The organism is Burkholderia anthina, from assembly GCF_902498995.1.
Classification (GTDB): Bacteria; Pseudomonadota; Gammaproteobacteria; order Burkholderiales; family Burkholderiaceae; genus Burkholderia; species Burkholderia anthina.
Genome location: NZ_CABVLY010000001.1, coordinates 348,234 through 363,494 on the forward strand (window position 1 = coordinate 348,234; position 15,261 = coordinate 363,494).

Consider the following 15,261-nt stretch of genomic DNA (forward strand, 5'->3'; position numbering starts at 1 on the left):
TGGGCGGAGGTCCGCCCGGAGGAGCGCGACGATGAAGGTTCGATGGTGGTTGAGCATGCTGCTCGCGGCGCTGCTGGGCGCGTCGGCGATGGCGCACGCTTGCGACGGCTACGGCCCGGGCAGTGGCCCGGCCGGCTCGGGCGACGCGGCACAAGGCAAAAGCGGCGGCTGAGGTTCGCTTCAGGTATCGGCTGGCGGGGCATGATCAGTCATGCCCTTTTTTATTGCCGAATTCGTTCCTGATGGGAATCAGTTAAAGCCTGATGGCTTGTTTATTGGTCGAATTGGTTCGAATAAAGTGCGATCCATGCTCATCCACTCACGAAGGAATTCGCCATGACCCCCAATCGCCTGAACGATCTTGGCGCGACGCTGCTGCGCGTTGCCCTCGGTGTGCTGTACCTCGCGCACGTCGCGCAGAAGGTGTTCGTCTTCACGTTGCCCGGCACTGCGCAGTTCTTCGCGTCGATCGGCCTGCCGGGCTGGCTCGCGTACGTGACGACCTTCGTCGAACTGGCCGGCGGCCTCGCGCTGCTCGCGGGCTTCCGCGTGCGCATCGCGGCGCTCGTGCTGCTGCCGTTCATGCTCGGCGCAGTGTCCGCGCATCTGCCGAACGGCTGGAGCTTCGCGTCGCCGAACGGCGGCTGGGAATACCCGGCGTTCTGGGCCGTCACGCTGGCCGTGCAGGCGCTGCTGGGCGGCGGCGCGTTCGCGCTCGGCGCGCCGCGGGCCGCGACGCGCACCGCATAAACGGCGCGACATCGGCGCAACCCGTTCCGGTGACACCCCGTTTGCCGATATCATCGCTCCCTGTATCCGCATTCGAGCGGCGCGTGCCACACGGCGCGCGCCGCGCGGCTTTTTCGGGGGGAATTCATGACGGTTATCGTGGTGGCGAATCCGAAGGGCGGCGTGGGGAAGAGCACGCTGTCCACCAATCTTGCCGGCTATTTCGCGGCGCAGGGCGCATGGGTCGCGCTCGCCGATCTGGACCGGCAGCAGTCCGCGCATGCGTGGCTCGATCTGCGTCCGGCCGGACTTCCGGCGATCGAGGCGTGGGATCTCGATCCGGATGCGCCGTCGAAGCCGCCGCGCGGCCTCGAATATGCGGTCATCGACACGCCGGCCGGGCTGCACGGCAACCGGCTGAACGTCGCGCTGCAGCTTGCCGACAAGGTGATCGTGCCGCTGCAGCCGTCGATGTTCGATATTCTCGCGACCCAGCAGTTTCTGGAGCGTCTCGCCGGCGAGAAGGCGGTGCGCAAGGGCAGCGTCGAGGTCGGGATCGTCGGGATGCGCGTCGATGCGCGCACGCGTTCGTCCGACCAGCTGCACCGGTTCGTCGAAGGGCTCGGCCTGCCGGTGCTCGGCTACGTGCGCGACACGCAGAACTACGTGCAGATCGCCGCGCACGGCCTGACGCTGTGGGACGTCGCGAAGAGCCGCGTCGACAAGGATCTCGAGCAATGGCGGCCGATCGTCGAGTGGGCCGAGCGGCGCGCGCCGAAAGCGGAGAAGGCCGCCAAGGCGTCCTGAGCGCGCGGCGCGGCTGCGGCAATATGAAAAGGGCCTGATCCGGCGTCGTGCCGGACCAGGCCCTTCGTACGTCTGCGGCGGACGGCTATCCGGCGTGCCGCGGCGCGCCGGCGGCCATGCGCATTACGTCCAGTTCTGCGTCGGCACGTGATCGCGGTGGCCCTTGATCCTGTTGCCTTCGTCGATGAACACGAGCTTCGGTTTCCAGCCGGCCTGCAGCTCGGTTTCGTCGACCATCGCGAACGCCGCGATGATCACGAGATCGCCGAGTTGCGCACGGCGCGCGGCCGAGCCGTTCAGCGAGATCATCCCGCTGCCGCGCTCGCCCTTGATCGCATACGTCGAGAAGCGCTCGCCGTTGTTGATGTTCCAGATGTCGATCCGTTCGTTCTCGATGAGGCCCGCCGCTTCGAGCAGATCTTCGTCGATCGCGCACGAGCCTTCGTAATGCAGCTCGCAGTGCGTGACGGCCGCGCGGTGGATCTTCGATTTGAGCATGTGGCGCTGCATGGGTGTCTCCGTGATGCGTGAGAGGCGAGGCCGGGCGGCCGTCAGATTTCCAGGTTGTCGATGAGGCGCGTCGCGCCGAGCTTGGCCGCGGCGAGCACGACGAGCGGCTCGCCGGCTTCGAGCTCGGCGGCGCTTGGCGCGATCAGGTTCGCGCGGCGGCGGATCGAGATGTAATCGGGCACCCAGCCGCGCTCGGCCAGGTGCGTGCGCGCGTGCTGCTCGAGCTTGCCGAGGTCGCGTTCGCCGCCGAGCACGCTGTCGCGCACGCGCTGCAGCGTCCTCGCGAGTTCGGGCGCTTCCCGGCGCTCGTCGGCCGTCAGGTAGCGGTTGCGCGACGACAGCGCGAGGCCGTCCTCGTCGCGCACCGTCTCGGCTGCGATGATCTCGACCGGCAGCGCGAGCTGTTGGCACATGCGGCGCACGATCATCAATTGCTGGTAGTCCTTCTTGCCGAACACGGCGACGCGCGGCTGCACGCACGACATCAGCTTCGTGACGACCGTGCACACGCCGGTGAAGAAGCCGGGGCGGAACTCGCCCTCGAGAATCCCGCCGAGATCGTCCGGCGGCAGCACGCGGTACTCCTGCGGCTCCGGATACATGTCGCGCTCGGTCGGCGCGAACAGCACGTAGACATTGTCCTTCTGCAGCTTCTCGATATCGTCCTGCAGCGTGCGCGGATATTTGTCGAAATCCTCGTTCGGGCCGAACTGCAGCCGGTTGACGAAGATGCTCGCCACGACCGGATCGCCGTGCTGGCGCGCGAGGCGCATCAGCGACAGGTGGCCTTCGTGCAGGTTGCCCATCGTCGGCACGAACGCCGTGCGGTTCTGTCCGCGCAGTTGGTCGCGCAGTTCCTGGATCGAGCTGATGACTTTCATGATCGGGTAGCGGGTTCCTCGCGCATGCGCGCGTTGGCGCCGCAGCAGCGGCGTCGGGGTCGAAGCGGAGAACGCCGGCGCGCGGGCGGCGCATCGGGCGTCGGCGGATTGTAGAGGATTTGGCCGCCGGACGCATCGAAAAAAGAACGATCGTTCATTTTTGAGCCGGGCGCACCGCTGGCGGCACGCGCATGCGGCGGCATCACGTAGCGTGGCGGGGCTTTAAGCGGGCAGGTACGCGAGGCGCACGTAGATCGGCGCGAACGGCTCGGGCTGCGTGATCTCGACGAGCGATTCGCGCGCGAGTTCGAGCATCGCGATGAAGTTCACGACGACGACCGGCACGCCGCGCGACGTGTCGAACAGGTCGGCGAACTCCATGAAGCGCGCGTTCTGCAGCTTGCGCAGGATCAGGCTCATGTGTTCGCGCACCGACAGCTCCTCGCGGGAGATCTTGTGATGCTGGACGAGCTTCGCGCGCTTGAGCACGTCGGCCCACGCGGCGCGCAGGTCGTCGGAGTCGACGTCGGGAAAGCGCGGCGTGATGCTCTGCTCGATGTACACCTCGGCGCGCAGGAAGTCGCGCCCGAGCTGCGGCAACTGGTCGAGGCGCTGCGCGGCGAGCTTCATCTGCTCGTATTCGAGCAGGCGGCGCACGAGTTCCGCGCGCGGATCCTCGGCTTCCTCGCCGGTGTCGGCCTTCTTGACCGGCAGCAGCATCCGCGACTTGATCTCGATGAGCATCGCGGCCATCAGCAGGTATTCGGCTGCCAGTTCGAGGTTCGACGTGCGGATCTGGTCGACATAGCCGAGATACTGCGCGGTGACCTGCGCCATCGGGATGTCGAGCACGTTGAAGTTCTGCTTGCGGATCAGGTACAGCAGCAGGTCGAGCGGGCCTTCGAACGTTTCGAGGAACACCTCGAGCGCATCGGGCGGGATGTACAGATCCTGCGGCAGCTTGAAGAGCGGCTCGCCGTACAGGCGAGCGAACGCCGCGACACCGTCGACCGTGTCGGGCGTCGAATCGGCGCCCGCGGGCGCGGCAATCGCGTCGTCCTGCCGGGCGGCGCTGGCCTCGTCGGCGGCGCTCACGTCGTCAGAAGTTCTGGTAGTAGACGTAGGACGTTTGCTTCACGCGCGATTCCTGCTGCTCGGCGCGCTCGTCGAGGTCGATCGGCTGCTTGTCCCACAGCAGGGAGCGGCCCTTGCGCTGCTCTTCTTCGAGCGTCGGCTTCTGTTGCTTGAGCTGGTTCAGGAATTGCGTGACGTCGGACTGATACGGCATGGCTTGGCTTTCCGTTTCGGGCGGCGCAGGAGGCGCCGGATTCTGCGAATTTGGGATTTTACCGCATCGCGGGGAACAGCCGGCGCCAATCGCGCGTCGAATCCGCTGGCCGGCGCCCGGCGCCCGGCGCTCGCCCGAGCGCCGGTCGTTGCGCGCACGCGTCAAAGCGGCGCCGGCGCTGGCGCGGCCGCCGCCCTGTGGTCAAATACAGGGTTTTCCACGAAAACACGACAACCGAGGGCGAGGTCATATTTGGCGGGTCAGGCGAACCAGCAAGCACACACGGCGCGTGACGCAGGGCGGCGCACGGCCCGCCGGCGCGCCGCGGCCGCGGCCCGGGCAGCCCTCGTCGGCTGTCTCGCCGCGTTCGTCGCGCTGCCGGCCTGCGCGAAGTACGACGTCGACATCGACGCGCCGCGCTCGATCCGCAAGCTGCTGAAGGCCCATCTCGATATTGCCCGCTTCGCGAAGCGCGACGACATCAGCGACGACCAGTTCGATTTCCTCGTGACCGCCACGCCGCAGCAGGTTCGCGACCTGACCGCGACGGCCGGCTATTTCTCGCCGATCGTGCGCACCGACGTGCGCACGCACGACGGCAAGCGCGACGTGCGCGTCGCCGTCGATCCGGGGCCGCAGACCGTCGTGTCGACGGTCGACCTGACGTTCAACGGGCCGGTGGCCGCCGAGGATCCGAAGCAGGAGGCCGCGACCCGGTTTGCGTTCTCGCTGAAGCCCGGCGACCCGTTTACGCAGTCCGACTGGGACGGCGCGAAGGGCGCGGCGCTCAAGCAACTGCAGTCGCGCCGCTATCTGGGCGCGAAGATCGCGTCGTCGGAGGCGCGCATCGATCCGCGCACGCAGCGCGCGACACTGGCCGTCACGTTCGACAGCGGCCCGACGTTTACGATCGGCAAGGTCGACGTCGACGGCGTGCGCCGCTATCCCGAGAAGATCGTCACGAACGTCAATCCGCTGTCGGAAGGCGAGATCTACGACGTGCAGCGGATCACCGAACTGCAGCGGCAGCTGCAGAACACGCCGTACTACGCGAGCGTCGCGATCGACGTCGGCGACGACACGTCGAAGCCCGAGCGCACGCCCGTGCATGTGAAGGTCAGCGAGTTCCCGTACAACAGCATTCGCGGTGGCGTGGGTTACGCGACCGATACGGGCCCGCACGTGCAGGGCTCGTACACGTACCTCGACACGTTCGGCGCCGCGTGGCCGCTCACTGTGTCGGGCCGGCTCGACCAGATCCAGCAGTACGGCCAGGTCCAGCTGTCGATGCCGCCGGGCGAGAAAGGCTGGACCAACAGCGTGCTCGCGTCGTACACGAACACCAACGTGTCGGACACGCGCATCTACAGCGCGCGGGTCGGCGTGCAGCGCACGCGCACCGGCCAGTTCATCGACTACGCGTACTCGCTGATGTACTACCAGGACCGGCTCGACCAGAACGGCGCCGGCCCCACCACGAGCCGCGCGCTCGTGCCGCAATGGGCGTGGACGCGCCGCAACGTCGACGATCCGCTGTTCCCGCGCTCGGGCAACCTGATCCACGCGGAGGCCGGCTTCGCGATCAAGGGCGTGCTGACCGACCAGACCTTCGTTCGCGGTTACGCGCGCGGCCAGCAATACGTGCCGATCGGGCGACGCGACCTGTTCGTGTTCCGCGCGGAGCTCGGCGGCGTATTCACGAGCGGCAGCTCGGCCGGCGTGCCGGCGTCGCTGCTGTTCCGCGCGGGCGGCTCGAACTCGGTGCGCGGCTACGGTTACCAGAGCATCGGCAACAGCGTGGACGGCTCCGTGCTGCCGACCAAGTATCTGATGACGGGCACGGCCGAATACCAGCACTGGTTCAACCGCGACTGGGGCGCCGCGACATTCTTCGACATCGGCACCGCGACCGATGCGTGGGGCGAGCGGGTGTTCTACCCGGGCGTCGGCATCGGCGCGCGCTGGCGCAGCCCCGTCGGCCCGATCAACGTCGATGTCGCATACGGGCTGCGCAACCACAGCGTGCGCCCGTACCTGACGCTCGGCATCGCTTTCTGACCTGTTGCCCGACCCACGACGAACCGCATGACGAAGGATTCGAACGACACGCCGCCGCCCCACGATCCGGACTCGCCCGAGCGCGCGCCCGACGCACCGCCGCGCGCGCCGCGCCGCGTGCGTGCCGGTCGCATCGTCGCGTGGACGCTCGCGACGATCGTGCTGCTCGTCGCGCTGGCGGCCGGGCTCGTGCTGGCCGCGGCGACGACCGAGCGCGGCACGCGGCTCGCATGGCAGACGGCCGTGCGGGTGCTGGGCGGGCGGCTGACGGGGACGCTCGACGGCGGCTCGCTCGCGACCGGCGTGCGGCTGCGCGGCTTCGCGTGGACGAGCCCGGGCGGCGCCGGCACCGAAGTGCGGATCGACCGGCTCGACGGACGCTGGGCGCTGACCCGCGCGCCGTGGCGGCTGTCGGTCGCGTACCTGCGCGCGGGCACCGTCGACGTGCGGATCGTGCCGGGGCCGCCGACACCGGCCACGACGCCGCAGGACCTGAGCCTGCCGCTGCAGTTGCGGATCGACGACCTGCGCGTCGATCGCCTGGCGATCCACGAAGGCGGCTCGACGACGCAGCTCGATCGCCTGGCGCTGAACGGCCGCAGCGACGGCCGTCACCATGAACTCCTGCTCGATGGCGTCGACACGCCGTACGGCGCGCTGGCCGCGCGCGTGAAGCTCGACGGCGTGAAGCCGTTCGCGCTGACGGGCGATGCGACCTATGCGGGCAAATTCTCCAACGAACCGGTCAACGCGAGCGCGAACGTGTCGGGTTCGCTCGAAGCGCTCGTCGCGGACGTCACCGCGAGCGGGATGAAGCTGAACGGGCGCGCGCACGTCGAGGCCGCGCCGTTCGGCGCGGTGCCGCTTACGCGCGCCTCGCTCGTGTTCGATCACGTGAATCCGCAGGCGATTTCGCCAGGGGCGCCGGCCGCCGATCTCGCGGTGCGCGCCGAACTCGCGCCCGTGACCGCGCCGGCCGGCGCCGCGGCGGCGAAGGGCTTCGCGGTGACGGGCCCGGTGTCGATCGTCAACGCGAAGCCCGGCACGCTCGGCGACCATCTGCTGCCGGTCGTCGACGCGCACGCGACCGTGCATCTCGACGCGCATGCGCAACGGATCGACGACCTCGCGCTGAAGCTGATCCGCGACGGCAGCGTGACCGGCAGCGGCACGCTGACGGGCGGCAAGGGCCGTTTCGACCTGAAGGCTGCGAATCTCGACCTCAATGCCTTCGTCGCCGAATTGCGGCCGATGCGCCTGGGCGGCCCGCTCGGCGTGACGCTCGCGGGCGACGTGACGACCGTCGATTTCAACCTGAACGACCCGAAGCTCGCGCTCGGCGCCCGCGCGAAGGTCGCGCTGACGTCGCAGCAGACGGTGCTGACCGACGCGCGCGTGACGGCAGGCAAGGGCCGGATCGACCTGACCGGCGTGTTCCGGCACGACGCGCACGCGAGCTATGACGCGAAGGCGACGCTGACCGCGTTCGATCCGCTGCTGCTCGCCGCGATGAGCGCACCGAAGGCGTCCGGCGGCAAGCCGGCCGCGAAAGTCGCCAAGGCGCCGGCACAGCGCGGCGAGACGCGCGTATCGGGCACGTTGACGGCCTCCGGCGCGTTCGCGCCGCAGGTGTCGACGAAGGCGACGTTCAAGCTCGGCGACAGCCTGTACGACGGCGTGCCGTTGACCGGCGCGGGCGTGCTGCAACTGGCCGGCACGCGGATCCTGCCGAGCAACGCGAACCTGTCGATCGCCGGCAACCACGTCGACCTGCGCGGCAGCTTCGGCGCGCCCGGCGACCGGTTGCGCTTCGTCGTCGATGCGCCGCAGCTCGACCGGCTCGGCTTCGGCTTCCAGGGGCTCGTGCAGGCGCAGGGCGACCTGACCGGCAGCTTCGCGCATCCGAACGTGACGGCCACCTACAAGGCCGAGCACGTCGTGATCGGATCGAACCGGATCGGCGCCGCGCAGGGCCACGCCGACATCCGCGACGGCGCGAACGGCGCGCTCGTGTTCACGGCCGACGCGACCGACATCGCGCTCGGCTCGCTGCAGCTGAAATCGCTGCGCGCGAACCTCGGCGGCACCCGCGCGAAGCACACGCTCGATGCGTCGGCGATCGGGGTGGCCGGCGGCCGCGTGATCGACCTGACGCTTGCCGCGAACGGCGGCGTGGTCGAGAACCGCGACGGGATGCGCTGGGACGGCACCGTCACGCGCCTCGCGAACCGCGGCACGCCGGCGCTTGCGCTGCAGTCGCCGCTCGCCGTGTCGGCCGGCGCCGGCCGCGTGACGCTCGGCGCGACGCGGCTCACGCTCGAAGGCGCGGCGATCGACCTGAAGTCGTTCGTGTTCGATCACGGCCAGATGCGTTCGGCGGGCTCCGTGAGCGGGGCGTCGGTCGCGCGTTTCCTCGAGGTTCGCCAGGAGTTGACGGGCCAGCGGCCTCCGGTGCGTACCGACGTCGTGCTCGATGCGGACTGGGACTTCTCGCTCGGTGCGAACGCGACGGGTTACGTGCAGGTGAAGCGGCGCGGCGGCGACGTGACGATCGAGAGCGGGCGCGGCATCGCGTCGCTCGGGCTGACCGACCTGTCCGCGCGCGCGAGCTTCGCGCCCGGCAACCGGCTCAACCTGGTGGCGCTTGCGAAGGCGAACCGGATCGGCACGCTCGACGCAAACGTGATGGTGCCGTTCGCGTTGCGCGACGGCGTGTTCGGCGTCGCCGACGACGGCTCGCTGTCGGGCCGCATCGATGCCGACCTTCCGTCGCTGAAGGCGACCGGCAACCTGTTCGGGCCGAGCTACCTGCTCGGCGGGCGCGCGGCGCTGAAACTGACGGTCGCCGGCACGCCGGCGAAGCCGAACGTGTCGGGGATGCTGACGGGCGACGATCTGTCGGCGACGCTGGTCGACCAGGGCGTGCAACTGAAGGACGGCATCGTGCGCGTGAAGCTCTCGGACAACCTCGTCGAATTCCAGCAGGTCGAGTTCCACGGCGGCGACGGGACGCTGCGCGCGATCGGCCGCGTGCGGCTCGACGGCGAGGCGCCCGATCTGACCGCGAGCATCGTCGCCGACAAGCTCGAGCTGTTCGCGGCGCCCGATCGCAAGCTGTCGCTGTCGGGCAAGGCGACCGTCGCGAACGACGGGCCGCGCGGCGCGCTGTCGATCGACGGCAAGTTCGTCGTCGATCACGCGCTGTTCGACCTGCCGGAGGACGCGGCGCCGCACCTGTCCGACGATGTCGTGATCGTGCGGCCGGACGGCACGGTGCGCGGCGAGACGCCGACGGGCACGGCGGTCGCCAAGCCGCAGAAGGTGACGGACAAGCCGGCGCCGTCGCTCGCGCCGCGCGCGAACATCGACATCGGCCTCGGCAACAACTTCCGCTTCAAGGGCCACGGCGCGGATCTCGGGCTGCGCGGCACGATCACCGTGATGAGCGCGCCCGGCGTGCCGTTGCGCGCGGTCGGCAACGTGCGCGTGACGGAAGGGTCGACCTATACGTCGTTCGGCCGCAAGCTCGCGATCGAGAACGGCTTCTTCACGTTCAACGGCCCGGTGTCGAACCCGGGCGTGAACATTCTCGCGATGCGGCGCAACCAGGAGGTCGAGGCTGGGGTACAGGTCACCGGCACGATCCAGTCGCTGACGGTCAAGCTGGTGTCGGAGCCGAACGTCACGGACAACGAAAAGCTGTCGTGGCTGCTGTTCGGGCACGGCACCGACCAGGGCAACAACGTCGGCCAGCAGGGCACGATGACGGCCGCGCTCGCGCTGCTCGGCAGCGTGACCGGCAAGCGCGTCGCGCAGACGTTCGGCCTCGACGAGTTCTCGATCGGCCGCAGCGACGTCGGGCTGACCGATCCGCAGGTGATCCAGATGTCGAAGGCGATCAACGAGCGTTTCGTGCTCGGCTTCGAGCAGGGCCTGCAATCGGCGAGCAACGCGTTCAAGGCGACGATCAACCTGACGCGCTTCTGGTCGGTGTCCGCGTATGGCGGCACGTTTCAGGGCGTCGATCTCAACTACACGCGGCGTTTCGATCGCTGGTTCTCGCGGCGCTGACGAAGGGGCGGCGCGCGCCGGCGCCTGCCGTGACGGGCGGCGTGCGCGTTTGCGCGGCGCTGTCGGCGCGGCGCGTGCGGCCGCGTTTTTTCCGGCTCAGGCTGCCTCGCCCGGTGTCGGATCGGCGCGCAGACAAGACTCGAACCCTTCCTGCGTTTCGGCCACCGTCACATCGACCTGCAACAGCCGGCCGTGCGCGTCGATGCGCCGCGCGCGGAAGTAATGACGGTAGCGCAGCGCGGCAGCCGCCACCGGCGGCGCGATGCGCGCATTCCACGATTCGATCGCGAAGCCGTCGGCCTCGAGCCATTGCAGCAGCCGCGACACGCCCGCATCGTCGGGCGCGACGACGAGGTCGACGTCGTTCAGCGGCGCATCGGTGCCGATAGCGTCCGCGTTACCGGCCAGACGCCGCGCGAAGCCGCCGATCACCGTGAATGCGAAGCCGTCGCGCGTCAGCGCGGCAACCAGCGCGCGGGCCGCGTCGGCGTCGCTCGCGAGCGGCGCCTTGCGGCACACGAGCGCGTATTCATGCGTGCGATCGGTGGCCCCGGCGCCGTGCGGTGCGGGGCCGTCCGCCCGTTCGTAGATCAGCACGCGTTCCTCGTGCAGCACGAAGCGCTCGCCGAGTAGCCGCGCGACATCCCACGCGAGCGGCACGAAGCGGCCGCCGATGCGCAGGTTCTGCGCCATCGCGATGCACCAGCCGCCCGGTTCGAGCAGCGCGTGCACGCCGGCGAACACGTTGCGCATCCGTTCGAGATACGGCGCGTAATAGTCGACGCCGTACAGTTGTCCGTCGCTCGGGCGGCCGGGCAGCCCGCTGCAGCCGAAGTACGGCACGCTCGTCAGGCATAGCGTGAACGGGCCGCCCGCGTCGCGCGCGGCAGCCTGCGTCGCGTCGCCCGACAGGTCGCCGGCCAGCACCGGATAGCGGGGAGATGCGGCGCCGGCGCGCGCGAGCCGTTCGCGTGCGAATGCGACGCGCTGCGGATCGATTTCGACGCCGAGCGCCGGCACGCCGCAGCGTGCTGCGGCGACGAGCGTCGTGCCGAAGCCGCCGAACGGATCGACGATCCAGCCGCCCGGCGTCGCGTGGCTGCCGATGAACGGCACCATCTGCTCGACCCAGCCGCAATCGCGCGCGTCGAACGAATCGCGGGCCCGCAGATCGGCGGGCAGGGTGGTGTCGGCGGCCTCGCCGGTCAGGCGCAACCAGCTAGTCACGGGGGGCATCGCTGCTCCAGAGAATGTCGCGCGTCGGCTGCCAGCCCGCGCACAGGTTGCCGTTCGGGTGAAACACGAGCTTGTACACCGCGTCGCGCAATTCGTGTTCGCGCATCGCGCCGTAGTCGGAGGTTTCGAACACGACGTCGAGGCCGTCCCGATGCGCCCAGCGCGCGTTCCAGAAGTAGTAGCCGCCCGTCAGCTCGATCGGCTCGTATTGCGCGGAAAACGCGCGGTCGGCCGCGCACGCGAGCAGCAATGCGTCGATCGGAACGCGCGCACGATCGATATGGCGCCGCGTCGCGTTGTGCCGGTAGGTATCGGGCAGCGCCGAGAATTCGCGGAAGATCACCGAGCGGGCGCCGAGCGCGCGGGCGTGGGCGACATAGCGCAGCACGTCCGCCGGCGTCTCGATGCCGCCGCGCTGCACGATGCAGACGAGCTTGACCGGGAAGTGCGCGCGCGCGGCGGCGAAGGCCGCCTCGAACGCGGGCTGGTGCATGATGCGCTGGCCGGGCCGAAAGCGCATGATCGACTGGTTCACGTCGTCGCGGTCGTGATGACGGGACCATTCGAGCCACGACAGCCCGAAGCCCGCGAGCGCGGGCAGCAGTGCGTCGCGATGCTCGACGAGGCCGGCGCCGTTCGTGTACAGCACGCTGCCGTTCGCGTCCGGACCGTCGTGGCCGGCTGCGCGCAGCGTCGCGACGAGCGACAGCAGCCAGTGCGGATCGTCCGTGTTCTCGAGCCCCGACAGCGAATACGACAGCGGCACGCCGCGCAGCGCCCGCAGCGCGCGGCGAAGCGTGTCGAAATAGTCGGCCGGCGGCCGCAGGCTTGCCGCCATCGGCCCCGCCGCGGTGTCGTCGACGAGCGTTTCCGAGCAGAACCGGCAGCGCGCGGAGCAGGGCTGTGCGGCCGCATACGGCGTGAACGTGAGCGGCTGCGCGAAGCGCAGCGTGCGGCCGGCAATGGTGTGGACATGCCATCGGCCGGCGTCGGCGGCGGGCGGTTCGCGCAAGGCGAGCCACGCGAAGCGCTGCGCGAGCGTGTCGAACGCGCGGCTGCGCGCGACGAGCGGCGCGACGGCGTTCGCGTCGGCAATCGGCACGAGCGGAATCGTCATCGGCGCGCGCGCATCGCGCGTGCGCGGCAAAGCGCGCGTCCGTTCGGTGGACGGGGCGTCGGGTGCGTTTGTCATATCGTTGTTGTGACGAGGAGCCCGCCGCCACGGCCTGGGTCGACCGCTCGATCGATGCGGTCTTCGGAATCCGGCGGGTCCGATGCAGCCGCTATGGTAACGGAACGCGGCCGCGCGCCACGCGGGGCAGGGCATCTTCGCGCCGCGGCATGAAAAAAGCCCCGCACGAAACGTGCGGGGCTTTTTTGCGCAAGCGGTGTTGCGTGTCGCTTACTTCACGCGCATGCCGGGCTTCGCGCCGCTGTGCGGCTCGAGGATGTACAGGCCCGGTTCCGCCTTCTCGTCGGCTGCCGACGCGGCGAGCACCATCCCTTCGGAGAGCCCGAACTTCATCTTGCGCGGCGCGAGGTTCGCGACCATCACCGTCAGCTTGCCGACGAGCTGCTCGGGCTGGTACGCGGACTTGATGCCCGAGAACACGTTGCGGGTCTTTTCCTCGCCGATGTCGAGCGTGAGCTGCAGCAGCTTGTCCGACCCTTCGACGGCCTGGCACGCGACAATTTTCGCGATGCGCAGGTCGACCTTCGCGAAATCGTTGATCGAGATCGGGCCGTCGTCGGCGCCGTTCGCGGCGGCCGGCTGCGCGCTTGCCTTGGCGTTCTTCGCGCCCTTCGACTCCTTGGCGGCGTTGGCGCCCGCGGCAGCGGCGCCGGCGGCGTCGGCCTGCAGCGAATCGCGGTTCGCGGCGAGCAGCGCATCGATCTGCTTCGGGTCGACGCGCGTCATCAGGTGCTGGTACGCCTTGATCGGCTGTGCCGACGACAGCGGCTTCGCGGCATCGGCCCACGTGAGCGGCGCGATTCCGAAGAACGCTTCGACGGATTCGGCGACACGCGGCATCACCGGCTTCAGCGCGAGCGACAGCAGGCGGAACGCCTCGAGGCTCACGCTGCAGGTTTCGTGCAGCGCGACCGCGTTGGCCGGATCCTTTGCGAGTTCCCACGGCTTCGCGCCGTCGACGTACGCGTTCACTTCGTCCGCGAGCTCCATCGTGTGGCGCAGCGCGCGGCCGTATTCACGCGCTTCGTAGTTCGCGGCGATGTGCCCAATCGCGTCGCGCAGCTTCGCGACGAGCGGATGATTCATCGCGCTGTCCTGCACGCGGCCGTCGAAACGCTTGATCAGGAAGCCCGCCGCGCGGCTCGCGATGTTCACGTACTTGCCGACGAGGTCGCTGTTCACGCGGGCCTGGAAGTCTTCGAGGTTCAGGTCGAGGTCTTCCATCGTCGCATTCAGCTTCGCAGCGAAGTAGTAGCGCAGCCATTCGGGGTTCAGGCCCGTGTCGATGTAGCTCTGCGCTGTGATGAACGTGCCGCGCGACTTCGACATCTTCGCGCCGTCGACCGTCAGGAAGCCGTGCGCGAACACGTTGGTCGGCGTGCGATGGCCCGAGAATTCGAGCATCGCCGGCCAGAACAGCGTGTGGAAATACAGGATGTCCTTGCCGATGAAGTGGTACTGCTCGGCGGTCGAGCCCGAGCGGATCCATGCGTCGAAGTCGATGCCCTTGCGGTCGCACAGGTTCTTGAAGCTCGCGTAGTAGCCGACCGGCGCGTCGAGCCACACGTAGAAGTACTTGCCGGGCGCGCCCGGGATCTCGAAGCCGAAGTACGGCGCGTCGCGCGAGATGTCCCAGTCGGCGAGCTTGGCTTCGCCGGCATCGCCGAGCCATTCGCGCATCTTGTTGGTGGCTTCGGGCTGCGCGAGGCCGCTGACCCATTCGCGCAGGAACGACTCGCAGCGCGGGTCGGACAGGCGGAAGAAGTAGTGCGTCGACTTCTTGCGCACCGGCGTCGCGCCGGACACGACCGAGTACGGGTTCAGCAGTTCGGTCGGCAGGTAGGTCGAGCCGCACACTTCGCAGTTGTCGCCGTACTGGTCCTTCGCGTGGCACTTCGGGCACTCGCCCTTGATGAAGCGGTCCGGCAGGAACATTTCCTTGACGGGGTCGTACGCCTGCTCGATCTCGCGCTCGGCGATCAGGTCGTTTTCCTTCAGCGCGAGATAGATCTTCTCGCTCAGCACGCGGTTCTCGTCCGAATCGGTCGAGTAGAAGTTGTCGAACGACACACCGAAGCTGTCGAAGTCGCGCTTGTGCTCGGCCCATACGCGATCGATCAGCTGCTTCGGCGTGAGGCCTTCCTTCTCCGCACGCAGCATGACCGGCGTGCCGTGCGTGTCGTCGGCGCCGATGTAGTAGACCTCGTGGCCATGCATTCGCAGCGTCCGCACCCAGATGTCGGTCTGGATGTACTCGACCAGGTGGCCGATGTGGATCTGCCCGTTGGCATAGGGCAGTGCGGACGTAACGAGGATCTGGCGGCTGCCTTGCGGCGCCGCAGCCTGCACGGAAGTGAGGTCGGATGCGGACATAGGGTCTGTAGAAGAACAGCGGAAACGACGGAGGAAACTGCGATTCTAGCAGGGGCGCGCGCAGGTCAGTCGGGGGCGGTGCCGCAGGCAGGGCGGCGCAAGGAGGCGGGAGCGTC

12 protein-coding genes are annotated in these 15,261 nt (G+C 69.0%); 5 read left to right on the forward strand and 7 right to left on the reverse strand.

Annotated features, from left to right (window positions below; all coding sequences use genetic code 11):
* The first annotated feature begins 31 nt into the window (after positions 1-31).
* The 3 genes from BME24068_RS01650 to BME24068_RS01660 all read left to right on the forward strand — a co-directional run bounded on the left by BME24068_RS01650 (position 32) and on the right by BME24068_RS01660 (position 1,536).
* Positions 32-172, forward strand: coding sequence for a hypothetical protein (locus BME24068_RS01650; RefSeq protein ID WP_174924965.1), 141 nt, complete (start codon positions 32-34; stop codon positions 170-172).
* 164 nt (positions 173-336) lie between these two features.
* Positions 337-750: a DoxX family protein gene (locus BME24068_RS01655; protein WP_174924966.1), complete on the forward strand. Its 414-nt coding sequence runs from the start codon at positions 337-339 to the stop codon at positions 748-750.
* Between the two features lie 126 nt (positions 751-876).
* Complete coding sequence (locus tag BME24068_RS01660; protein ID WP_124827278.1) at positions 877-1,536, forward strand: ParA family protein; 660 nt, start codon at positions 877-879, stop codon at positions 1,534-1,536.
* 123 nt (positions 1,537-1,659) lie between these two features.
* Here the strand turns inward: BME24068_RS01660 and panD are convergent, their stop codons facing one another.
* The 4 genes from panD to BME24068_RS01680 form a co-directional block, all read right to left on the reverse strand.
* Positions 1,660-2,046, reverse strand: a complete 387-nt coding sequence (gene panD, locus BME24068_RS01665) for an aspartate 1-decarboxylase (protein ID WP_174924967.1) — start codon at positions 2,044-2,046, stop codon at positions 1,660-1,662.
* A 41-nt stretch (positions 2,047-2,087) separates the two neighbouring features.
* Entirely contained in the window at positions 2,088-2,927 is an 840-nt protein-coding gene (panC, locus tag BME24068_RS01670) for a pantoate--beta-alanine ligase (protein WP_174924968.1), read from the reverse strand.
* A gap of 222 nt (positions 2,928-3,149) precedes the next feature.
* Complete coding sequence (locus BME24068_RS01675) at positions 3,150-4,022, reverse strand: segregation and condensation protein A (RefSeq protein WP_096502211.1); 873 nt, start codon at positions 4,020-4,022, stop codon at positions 3,150-3,152.
* Between the two features lie 4 nt (positions 4,023-4,026).
* Positions 4,027-4,215, reverse strand: coding sequence for a DUF3460 family protein (locus BME24068_RS01680; RefSeq protein WP_044849219.1), 189 nt, complete (start codon positions 4,213-4,215; stop codon positions 4,027-4,029).
* Between the two features lie 252 nt (positions 4,216-4,467).
* Here BME24068_RS01680 and BME24068_RS01685 point away from each other — a divergent pair, with 252 nt between their 5' ends.
* Positions 4,468-6,273 carry an autotransporter assembly complex protein TamA gene (locus tag BME24068_RS01685; protein ID WP_096502209.1) on the forward strand — a complete coding sequence of 602 codons (1,806 nt, stop codon included), beginning with the start codon at positions 4,468-4,470 and terminating at the stop codon, positions 6,271-6,273.
* Positions 6,274-6,300: 27 nt separating this feature from the next.
* Entirely contained in the window at positions 6,301-10,344 is a 4,044-nt protein-coding gene (locus BME24068_RS01690; protein ID WP_174924969.1) for a translocation/assembly module TamB domain-containing protein, read from the forward strand.
* Between the two features lie 96 nt (positions 10,345-10,440).
* Here the strand turns inward: BME24068_RS01690 and BME24068_RS01695 are convergent, their stop codons facing one another.
* The 3 genes from BME24068_RS01695 to metG all read right to left on the reverse strand — a co-directional run bounded on the left by BME24068_RS01695 (position 10,441) and on the right by metG (position 15,145).
* Entirely contained in the window at positions 10,441-11,580 is a 1,140-nt protein-coding gene (locus BME24068_RS01695) for a DNA methyltransferase (protein WP_174924970.1), read from the reverse strand.
* Entirely contained in the window at positions 11,564-12,772 is a 1,209-nt protein-coding gene (locus tag BME24068_RS01700) for a hypothetical protein (RefSeq protein ID WP_239007753.1), read from the reverse strand. Before BME24068_RS01700 ends, BME24068_RS01695 begins: the two co-directional genes overlap by 17 nt.
* A 210-nt stretch (positions 12,773-12,982) precedes the next feature.
* On the reverse strand, positions 12,983-15,145 hold the full coding sequence (gene metG, locus BME24068_RS01705; RefSeq protein ID WP_174924971.1) for a methionine--tRNA ligase: 2,163 nt from the start codon (positions 15,143-15,145) through the stop codon (positions 12,983-12,985).
* Between the last annotated feature and the right edge of the window lie 116 nt (positions 15,146-15,261).

Coding starts and splice junctions, on each gene's coding strand:
- BME24068_RS01650 (WP_174924965.1), top strand. CDS start 32: ATGAAGGTTCGATGGTGGTTGAGCATGCTGCTCGCGGCGCTGCTGGGC.
- BME24068_RS01655 (WP_174924966.1), top strand. CDS start 337: ATGACCCCCAATCGCCTGAACGATCTTGGCGCGACGCTGCTGCGCGTT.
- BME24068_RS01660 (WP_124827278.1), top strand. CDS start 877: ATGACGGTTATCGTGGTGGCGAATCCGAAGGGCGGCGTGGGGAAGAGC.
- panD (WP_174924967.1), bottom strand. CDS start 2,046: ATGCAGCGCCACATGCTCAAATCGAAGATCCACCGCGCGGCCGTCACG.
- panC (WP_174924968.1), bottom strand. CDS start 2,927: ATGAAAGTCATCAGCTCGATCCAGGAACTGCGCGACCAACTGCGCGGA.
- BME24068_RS01680 (WP_044849219.1), bottom strand. CDS start 4,215: ATGCCGTATCAGTCCGACGTCACGCAATTCCTGAACCAGCTCAAGCAA.
- BME24068_RS01690 (WP_174924969.1), top strand. CDS start 6,301: ATGACGAAGGATTCGAACGACACGCCGCCGCCCCACGATCCGGACTCG.
- BME24068_RS01695 (WP_174924970.1), bottom strand. CDS start 11,580: ATGCCCCCCGTGACTAGCTGGTTGCGCCTGACCGGCGAGGCCGCCGAC.
- BME24068_RS01700 (WP_239007753.1), bottom strand. CDS start 12,772: ATGACAAACGCACCCGACGCCCCGTCCACCGAACGGACGCGCGCTTTG.
- metG (WP_174924971.1), bottom strand. CDS start 15,145: ATGTCCGCATCCGACCTCACTTCCGTGCAGGCTGCGGCGCCGCAAGGC.